Here is an 8,635-nt window from a genome sequence, read left to right on the forward strand (position 1 = left end):
CGCCGCGCCCCTGACCACTCCCGCCGGCACCGGCGCCGGGGACGGCGCAGGCCCCGCGGCGGTCAGCGGGCGGGGGCGGCCTCCCGGACCACGGCGACGCCCCCGGCGGGCACCTCCACGGCGGTGTCGACGGCCGCGCCGGTGAGCAGCTCCACGCCGGTGGCCGCCACCCGGTGCGCCCGATCGGTGTGGTTGAGCAGGAACAGCCAGCTCCCCGCCGCGCCCCGGCGGCGCACCGCCTCCACCCCGGCCGGCGCGGCCGGGCAGGTCGGTGCCGCGCCGGCAGCGAGGGCCGCCTCCGTCAGCAGCCGCCGGTACGTCTCGTCGTCGGGCCGGGTGGAGACGTACCAGGCGGTGCCCGCGCCGTGTCGGTGGCGGGTCACCGCGGGCTGCCCGGCGAGCACCCCGCCGGCGTACGCGCGGACCGCCTCGGCTCCGGTCAACCCGACGTTCTCGGCCCAGATCCGCCCGGTGCCGCCCCCGTCCAGGGGGACCTCGTCGCCGTCGGCGAGCGGGTGGAACTCCTCCACCCGGACGCCGAGTACGTCACGGAACGCGCCGGGGTAGCCGCCGGTGCGGACCCGGGCGTGCTCGTCGGCGACCCCACTGAGCCAGGTCACCAGGAGGTGGCCGCCGCCCTCGACGTACCCCCTGGCCCACGCCGCGACGGCGTCGGAGGCGAGGTAGAGGGCCGGGAGCACGAGCAGCGCGCACCCGTCGACGGAGTCGCCGGGCAGCACCACGTCGCAGCCGAAGCCGGCCCGCCACAGCGCCCGGTGCGCCGCCGCGACCTCCCCGTGGTGGTCGATGCGCTGCGACGGCAGGCCGGGGTGTCGCAGGGCCCACCCGGAGGCGGCGTCCCAGCCGATCGCCACGGACGCCTCGACGACCGCGCCGTCGGTCTCGGCGATCCGGTCCAGGATCCCGCCCAGCTCCACCGTCTCGCGGAACACGCGGCTGTCCGGGCCGGCGTGCGGCACGAGCGCGGAGTGGAACCGTTCCGCCCCGCCGACCGGGGCACGCCACTGGAAGTACATCGCGCCGCGCGAGCCCCGGGCGACGTGGGCGAGGCTGTGCCGGGCCATCCGGCCGGGTTCCTTGGCGTGCATCCGCCCGGCGGTGTAGATCAGGTTCGGGGCGCTCTCCATGAGCAGCCAGGCGCTGCCGGCGGCGGCGTCGCCGGGCACCCGCGCGGTGGCCGGCGGGCCGGCGGCGGCGCGGGCCCGGGCACCGTGCCGGGCCCAGCCCCGAGCCAGGTCCGCGGCGAAGGCCGTCTGCTCCTCCGCCCCGCCGTCGACCGACCACGGGTAGTGGTCGATGGCCACCAGGTCGACCTCGGCGGCCCAGCGGGCGTGGTCGACGGGCACCCAGTCGGCGAGGACGTAGTTGGTGGTGACGGGCACCGCCGGGTTCGCCGCCCGCAGCAGGTCCCGCTGCTCGGTGTACGCGGCGAGCAGCGTGTCGGACCAGAACCGGCGAAAGTCGAGCAGCTGGCCGGGGTTGGCCAGGTACTGGGTGGCCCGGGGGGTGCTGATCTGCTCCCAGTCGGAGTAGTGCTGGCTCCAGAAGCTGGTGGTCCAGGCCGCATTAAGGGCGTCCAGCGAGCCGTGCCGGGCGGTCAGCCACGCCCGGAACGCGGTCGCGGCGTGCTCGCAGTAGCAGACGGTGCCGTACTCGTTGTGCACGTGCCACAGTTCCAGCGCCGGATGGTGGGCGTAGCGGTCGGCGAGAACGCCGGCGATCCGGCTGGCAGCGGCCCGGTACGCCGGCGCGGCGGCGCAGTAGGTGTCCCGGCTGCCGTGGTACAGCCGCACCCCGGCGTCGGTCATCGGCAGCGCTTCCGGGTGGGCCAGGGAGAACCAGGGTGGCGGCGACGCGGTCGGGGTGGCCAGCGCGGCGCGGATGCCGTTGTCGGCCAGCAGGTCCAGCACCCGGTCAAGCCAGTCGAAGTCGTACCGGCCGGGCGCGGGTTCGAGGCGGGACCAGGCGAACACCCCGACCGTGACGAGGTTGACCCGCGCCCGGCGCATCAGGGTGACGTCCTCGGCCCAGACCTGCTCGGGCCACTGCTCTGGGTTCCAGTCCCCGCCGAAGCGGAGCCGAGGCTCGTCCCACATGCCGTACCGTCCGTTCGCTGAGGTGGTGGTGCTCCGAGTACGCCGGTGGGCGCCCCACGCGGAGCGGACTGCGCGTGGGGCGCCGGTGGAGCTTCAGCCCTTCACCGCGCCGGTGATGACGCCCTTGGTGAAGTGCCGCTGCACGAACGGGTAGACGATGATCGCCGGGACGACGGTCACCACCACCACCGCCATCTTCACCGCCAGCGTCGGCGGGTACGCGGTGATCCCGGGCAGGCTGACCGCGGATCCGGAGACGTTCGGCGACTGGCCGGCCAGGATGTAGCTCTGCAGTACCCGCTGGATCGGGAACTTGTCGTTGTCGTCGATGTAGAGCACCGAGTTGAAGTAGGCGTTCCAGTAGCCGACCGCGTAGAACAGGCCGACCACCGCGATCACCGCCTTCGACAACGGCAGCATGATCTGGGTGAGGATGCGGAACTCCCCCGCCCCGTCGATGCGGGCGCTGTCGAGCAGCTCACCGGGAACGCCCATGAAGAACGCCCGGATCACCACGAGGTTGAACACGCTGATCGCGCTGGGCAGAATCAGCGACCAGATGCTGTCCTTGAGCCCCAGCCCGGTCACCACCAGATAGCTGGGCACCAGACCGGGGAAGATCAGGAAGGTCAGCAGGAAGAAGAACAGCAGCCCCCGGTGCCCGACCGAGCCGGGCCGGGACAGCCCGTACGCGGCCAGCACGGTGAGCACCAGGCTCACCGTCGTGCCAAGAACGGTGACCAGGGTGCTGATCCAGACGGCCCGGGTGATCTGCCCACCATTGAAGATCGTGATGTACGCCGACGGGTCGAACTCCCGGGGCACCATCACCATCCCGCCGGCTGCGTCGATCGTCTCCCGGGAGGCGAGGCTGGTCACCAGCACCGCCCACAGGGGCACGAGCACCGCCGCGACGAGCAGGACGAGCACGACGCCCTTGCCGAACAGGCCGACCGGCGAGGGCGGCTCCTCCCACGGGGGCCGCTGGCCGCCGCGCCGCCGGGTCGGCTTGCCGGCCGGCACGGGGCCTGCCGGCACCGGTCCGATGCCACTGAGCTGTGCGGTCATCGGACACCTTCCGTCGATACCCCTGCCTCGGCCCCAGCGAGTGGACCCGCCGGTGCCCGGAGGTCCACGACCGTGACGCCGAGACCGCACGTGACATCCGGGCCGCCGGGCTGGCGGTGGCAGCCTGTGGAGCTGGTGTAAGACCTCAACGGGAGCCTTCCTCTCGGACGAGGCAGTCGGCGACGAGACAGGAAACCCAGCGGGCGACCACTGGAATCCCCCGCCCTTCGGCGGGGGCGGATGTCACGATTTCGAGTACACCCCCTGCTCGCCGAGCCGGTGCGCGAGCTTGTTGGCCGCGAGGATGAGGATCAGGCCCACCATCGCCTTGAACAGCCCGGCCGCGGCGCCCAGGCCCCACTGCTGGGTGGCGATGGCCTGGTAGTAGACGAAGGTGTCGAGGACCTCCGCGGCGTCCCGGCCGACCGCCTCCCGTTGCAGGATGAACTGCTCGAAGCCGACCGAGAGCGCGTCGCCCAGCCGCATGATGAGCAGCAGCACGATCACCGGCCGCAGTCCGGGCAGCGTGATGTGCCACAGTCGCCGCCACCGCCCGGCGCCGTCGGCCGCCGCCGCCTCGTACAGGTTGGAATCGATCGCGGCCAACGCGGCCAGGAAGACGATCGCGCCCCAGCCGATGTCCTTCCACACCGACTCGGCGGTGACCAGCACGATGAACGTGTCCGGGTTGGTCATGATGTTCCACGGTTGCAGGCCGGCCTCGCGCATCTCCTGGGCGAGCAGCCCGGCCCCACCGAGCATCTGCACGAAGAACGTGACCACCAGCACCCAGCTGAAGAAGTGCGGCAGGTAGACGACGCTCTGCACGAAGCCCCGCACCCGCCCGGAGACCAGGCTGTTGAGCAGGATCGCCAGCATGATCGGCAGGGGGAAGAAGAACACGAGCTGGAACGCGGTGATGGTGAGGGTGTTGCGCACCGCGTCCCAGAACAGCGGGTCGGCGAAGAGCGCCTCGAAGTTGCCGAAGCCGATCCACTCGCTGTAGAGGAACGCCTCCACCGGGTCGTCGCCGACGAACGGGTTGTAGTCCTGGAAGGCGATGACGTTGCCGAGGGTCGGCAGGTAGTGGAAGACCAGCAGCAGCGCGGCGGCCGGCGCGGTCATCGCCAGCAGCGGCCAGTCCCGGCGCAGGCGCGCGCCCAGGCTCGCCCGGGGCCGACGCCGACCGGCGCCCCGGGGCTTGCGCGTCTGCGGCGGGGCCTGCCCGGCCGCCGCCGGCGCGTCGACCGCGCTGGCGGTGCCCGGGCCGCTCATCGGCCGTTGTCGGCGAGCGCCTTCTCGTGGAAGGCGCGCCCCTCTTCGCCGCCGGAGGCGAGGAATTCCTTCGTCACCTGGTCGAGGTCGCTGATCGGGCGACGACCGCGCAGGATGTCACGGATCTTGTCGTCCGTCGGCTGGATGATCTTCGACCAGTTGGCCGGCAGCTCCAGCTTGATCCCGGCGAAGAGATCCTTCTCCAACATGCCGATGTGCTTCTTGAGGTAGTCCAGGTACTGCGGGACGTAGTCCGGGGTGTCGCCGCTGCGCACCTTGACCGCGGCCCGGCAGAAGTTGTACTGGCCGCCCAGCTCCTTGCGGCCCAGCTCGGTGGGGATCGGGCTGCCGTCGGCCGCGCGGGTGAAGTGCTTGCCCTCCACCCCGTACTCGCGCAGCTCGAACTCGCGGCTGCCGAACGGCGCGGAGCACCAGTTGAGCACCCGCAGCAGCTCGTCGACCCGGTCGGCGCCGATGCCCTTCTTGACGAAGGTGAAGAAGATCGGCTTCTCGCTGCCCCAGACGACCGGCGGGGCACCGGCGGTGCCGAACATCGGCAGCGGCTGCATGTTGAAGCTCGGCAGCACCTTGGACTGCTCACCCTGTATGCCCTGCCACGCGCCGAGCCCGTCCTGGAACATCAGGATCTTGCCGGCCTTGAACAACTGCTTCTCGTCGGCGCCCTTGCTGGCCACGGTGTCGGGGTGGACGAGGCCCTCTTTGAACAGCTTCGCCGTGAACTCCAGCGCGGCCTTGAAGGCGGGGTTCTCGAACTTGTGCTCCAGGCCACCGTCGGGCTTCTTGCGCCAAGTATGCTGGCAGCCGTAGGACTGCTGGACCATGTCGAAGATGGAGCCGAAGGCCCACACGCCCTTGCCCGGATCGGTGGCCTTCTTGCCCAGCTCGTACAGCTCCTCGGGAGAGGTCGGCGCGGCCAGGCCGGCCTTGTCGAACAGGTCCTTGCGGTGGAACAGGGCCCAGGCGAACGGGCCGTCGGTGGGATACGGCACGGCGGCCAGCCGGCCGCCCCAGACCGAGTACTCCCAGGAGCCGGTGGGCAGCGCGGCCAGGTACGGGTACTTCGCGGCGGCGTCGCCCTTGAGGTGGTCGGTGAGATCCTCGAAGAGGGCCTTCACCGCGTCGGAGAACCGGGCGACCTTGTCGACCTCCCAGTTGGGGACCATGAGCAGGTCGGGCACGTCGCGGGCGCCGAGCATGGCGTTGAGCTTGTCGGCGAACGTGGTGCCGTCCTGCAGGCTCGGGTTGATCTCGACGCCCAGCTTGGTGTTGATCGCGGCCAGGTAGGAGTTGCTGCCCAGCGTGGGCGGGGTCGGTCCCCACCAGGGGCTCATCGTGCGGATCGCCGCGCCGCCCTTGCCGGGCTGCTCGGTGACCGCGTCGACGAGTTCGCGGGGGTAGCTGAGGTAGCCGTCCGGGATCGGCCCCTCCCCCGGGATGTCCGGCTTGAGGACCTCGGCCGGCTTGTAGTTGGGCAGGACGGCTCGGACCGCGTCGGCCTTGGTGGCGGTGCCCTTGCTACCGGCCTCCTTGCTGCATCCGGCGAGGGTGGCGCCCCCCATCGTGGCGGCGGCGCCGAGACCGGCGAGACGCAGCAGGGTCCGGCGATCGGTGGATACGCCTGGCAGGGACGGCTTCACGGCGTTCCCTTCATCTGACACGCGGGGCTTGCGGAGCACGAGCGCCCGGCTAGGATTAGTTGGGTTACTAGCCGAATAAACTAATCGACGGTGATCCAGCCCACAAGGGAGCGGCGGCCGCAGGGCGACGAGGCACGCGGCGGCCGGTGGGGTGCCGGGGTGCGCGATGATGGACGCGCGAACCGACCGGGGATCGCGCACCGGCAGCGCAGGGAGCGGGCAGATCTTGATTAGCAGGCAGAACGACCCGCAGCCGACGGACCTCGGCGACGTCCGGGTCGCCAACCGGGCCGTGGTGCTGCGACACGTCCGGGTGCACGCCCCCTGCTCCCGGGCCGACATCGCGGCACGCACCGGGCTCAACAAGGCCACCGTCTCCAGCCTCGTCACCGAGCTGATCGAGCGCCGACTGGTGCGCGAGACCGGGCTGACCGAGCACCGGGTCGGCCGCCCGGCCACCATGCTCGTCCTCGACGGCGAGCCGTACGCCGCCCTCGGGCTCCAGATCGGCGCCGACGAACTGGTGGCGGTCGCCGTCGACCTCGGCGGCAACCGGCTGCTCACCTGGCGCCGCGCCTTCGCCGCGGCGGCGGCGACGCCCGCCGAGACGGTACGCGCCCTCGCCGGCCCTGGTCCGCCGGGCCACCGCCCGGGTCACCAGCGAGGGGCGGATCCTGCTCGGCCTGACCGTCGGGGTGCCGGGCCTGGTCGACGCGGTCGGCTGCGTGCCCCTGGCCCCCGCGCTCGGCTGGCGCGACGTCCCCCTCGCCGCCCAGCTTCGCGCCGCGCTGCGTGATGTGGACTTCACGGTCACCGTCGACAACGAGGCGAACCTCGCCGCCCTGGCCGAGCAGCGGCACGGCGCGCAGGCCGGAGCCGCCGACCTGGTCCACCTCACCGGCGGCGCGGGAATCGGCGCCGGGGTGATCGCCGACGGGCGGCTGCTGCGCGGCAAGCGGGGCTTCGCCGGCGAGATCGGGCACCTGTGCCTCGACCCGGCCGGCCCCGCCTGCGCCTGCGGGCGGTCCGGCTGCCTGGAGGCGCTGGTCGGGCTGCCCGCCGTCGTGCGTCGGCTGCTGCCCGACGCCGCCGAGGACGGCCCGGTAACCGACTTCCTTCCGGAACTCGACCGGCTGAAGGCCCTGGCCGGGCAGGACGACCCGACCGTACGGGCCGGGCTGGCCGAAACCGGCCGCCACCTCGGCCGCGCGGTCGCCGTGCTGGCCGACCTGCTCAACCCCGAGGTGGTGCTGGTCGGGGGTCACCTCGCGACGTTGGGGCCGTGGCTGCTGCCGACGGCCCGGGCGGAGCTGGCAGCCCGGGCGCTGACGCCGGAGGCCGGCGGGTGCCTGCTGGAGGCGTCCACGCTGGGGGCCACGGCCGCCGCGCTCGGCGGCGCCACGGCAGCCCTGGCCACTGTCGAGAGTGGTCGGCTGCCCGCCCGCTGACGTCTGAACCCGTGGCCGTCAGCCCTTGACCGCATCGGCCCGGTGGTGCCAACCTCGGAGCAGCCGTCCCGTCCGGGCAGCCGGGGCGGCCTGGTTCTTCGCCGGTTGTCGAAGCGCTTCACCGCGTCCGGGTCGACAGCCGCACACCATCACCTCCGCGATGCCAACCGTCACGGCGGTCGTCGAAGCGCTTCGACCTCCCGCCTGGGCAGTGCGGCTAGCCCATGGAAGGTAACCGATCCACCATGACCGACAGCACCGGCCGGACGCCCGGCCCGTCCCCCGCCGCCCGCGTCGACGACCTGCTGACCCGCCTCACCCTGCCGGAAAAGATCGGGCTGCTGCACCAGTGGCAGGCCCCGGTCACCCGGCTCGGGCTGCCGCCGTTCCGCACCGGTACCGAGGCGCTGCACGGGGTGGCCTGGCTCGGCACGGCCACGGTCTTCCCGCAGGCGATCGGGCTGGCCAGCAGCTGGAACGCCGAGCTGGTGCGGTCGGTCGGCGCCGCCGTCGGCGACGAGGTGCGCGCCAAGCACAACGCCGACCCCGAGCGGGTCGGCCTGAACGTCTGGGCGCCGGTGGTCAACCCGCTGCGCGACCCCCGCTGGGGACGCAACGAGGAGGGCTGGTCCGAGGACCCGTGGCTCACCGGGCACCTCGCCACCGCGTACGCCCGGGGTCTGCGCGGCGACCACCCCGACCGGCTGCGGACCGCGCCGACGCTTAAGCACTTCCTGGGCTACAACAACGAGACCGACCGCGCCACCACCTCCAGCAACCTGTCACCTCGGGTGCTGCACGAGTACGAGTTGCCGGCGTTCCGCGCGCCGCTGGCGGCCGGCGCGGCGGTGGCCGTGATGGCCTCGTACAACCTGGTCAACGGGGTCCCCGCGCACCTGAGCCCGCTGATCGAGGGCGAGCTGCGTTCGATGGCCACCGACGAGATCATGGTCGTCGGCGACGCCGGGGCGGCCACCAACATCGCCGGGGTGCAGGGTCGCGAGCGCGACCACGTCAGCGGCTTCGCCGCCGCCCTGCGCGCCGGGATCGACAACTTCACCGAGGACGA

Annotated in this window: 7 protein-coding genes; 3 read left to right on the forward strand and 4 right to left on the reverse strand. The window is 72.6% G+C overall.

Annotation, left to right across the window (positions count from 1 at the left end; translation table 11 throughout):
* Window positions 1-62: 62 nt before the first annotated feature.
* The 4 genes from MCAG_RS01330 to MCAG_RS01345 all read right to left on the reverse strand — a co-directional run bounded on the left by MCAG_RS01330 (window position 63) and on the right by MCAG_RS01345 (window position 6,118).
* A complete protein-coding gene (locus MCAG_RS01330) occupies window positions 63-2,117 on the reverse strand; it encodes a beta-galactosidase (RefSeq protein WP_007071199.1) in 2,055 nt (684 codons plus the stop codon).
* A 93-nt stretch (window positions 2,118-2,210) separates the two neighbouring features.
* Window positions 2,211-3,185 (reverse strand): carbohydrate ABC transporter permease, encoded by a 975-nt coding sequence (locus MCAG_RS01335; protein WP_036371863.1) that lies wholly within the window; start codon window positions 3,183-3,185, stop codon window positions 2,211-2,213.
* 243 nt (window positions 3,186-3,428) lie between these two features.
* Complete coding sequence (locus MCAG_RS01340) at window positions 3,429-4,460, reverse strand: sugar ABC transporter permease (protein WP_007071201.1); 1,032 nt, start codon at window positions 4,458-4,460, stop codon at window positions 3,429-3,431.
* A complete protein-coding gene (locus tag MCAG_RS01345) occupies window positions 4,457-6,118 on the reverse strand; it encodes an extracellular solute-binding protein (RefSeq protein ID WP_007071202.1) in 1,662 nt (553 codons plus the stop codon). The genes MCAG_RS01340 and MCAG_RS01345 overlap by 4 nt, the downstream gene beginning before the upstream one ends.
* A 226-nt stretch (window positions 6,119-6,344) precedes the next feature.
* Here MCAG_RS01345 and MCAG_RS34260 point away from each other — a divergent pair, with 226 nt between their 5' ends.
* The 3 genes from MCAG_RS34260 to MCAG_RS01355 form a co-directional block, all read left to right on the forward strand.
* Window positions 6,345-6,914: a helix-turn-helix domain-containing protein gene (locus MCAG_RS34260; RefSeq protein ID WP_232290034.1), complete on the forward strand. Its 570-nt coding sequence runs from the start codon at window positions 6,345-6,347 to the stop codon at window positions 6,912-6,914.
* Window positions 6,814-7,566 (forward strand): ROK family protein, encoded by a 753-nt coding sequence (locus MCAG_RS34265; protein WP_232290035.1) that lies wholly within the window; start codon window positions 6,814-6,816, stop codon window positions 7,564-7,566. Before MCAG_RS34260 ends, MCAG_RS34265 begins: the two co-directional genes overlap by 101 nt.
* A 245-nt stretch (window positions 7,567-7,811) precedes the next feature.
* Window positions 7,812-8,635 (forward strand): glycoside hydrolase family 3 protein (locus tag MCAG_RS01355; RefSeq protein WP_007071204.1); only part of this gene is annotated, 824 nt, incomplete at its 3' end.

The sequence above is a fragment of the Micromonospora sp. ATCC 39149 genome, assembly GCF_000158815.1.
Lineage (GTDB): Bacteria > Actinomycetota > Actinomycetes > Mycobacteriales > Micromonosporaceae > Micromonospora.